Origin of the sequence: Methylobacterium sp. J-048, from assembly GCF_022829515.1 — a bacterium.
Classification (GTDB): Bacteria; Pseudomonadota; Alphaproteobacteria; order Rhizobiales; family Beijerinckiaceae; genus Methylobacterium.
On sequence record NZ_JAKSYL010000300.1, the window covers coordinates 1 to 449 of the forward strand.

The 449-nt window shown below is 68.8% G+C and carries 1 pseudogene; it reads right to left on the reverse strand.

The features are described 5' to 3' along the window. Positions 1-332 precede the first annotated feature (332 nt). Positions 333-449 (reverse strand): annotated as a pseudogene (locus MKL09_RS31435) (chloride channel protein); the annotation flags it as partial.

The following is a 449-nucleotide window of genomic DNA, read 5'->3' on the forward strand; positions in this document are numbered from 1 at the left end:
CCTTCGAGGCCCGCTGGCGCGGGCACCTCAGGATGAGGGGGGCAGGTGGGCTCGGTGTCGCTGAGAGGTCGACGTCTGTGTTCGCCGAGCGGTAGCACGGGGCCACAGCCCAAAAAAGATGGGCCTCCCGAAGGAGGCCCGATCGCTCCCGTGATCCGTGTCCGTGAGACACACGCACAAACAGACCAGCAGCAGACAGCTGCCGCATGCTTGCCGAACGAGGACCCCGCCGTCGCAGCACCCTGCGAAGGCTGAGTCCGAAAAAATGGCGATGCGCCGGTCTGGTGGCTTGAGCGGCGTGCCCAGAACCCGATCCCATCTCGAACTCGGGTCCCGATCAGCACGAGGGCGCCCACCGGCATGTCCGGCAGGAGGGCGTGGACCGTCCCGCCGATCCCGGCCCCCACCGCCAGCGACGGCGCGAACAGGCCGCCCGGGATGCCGCTGAT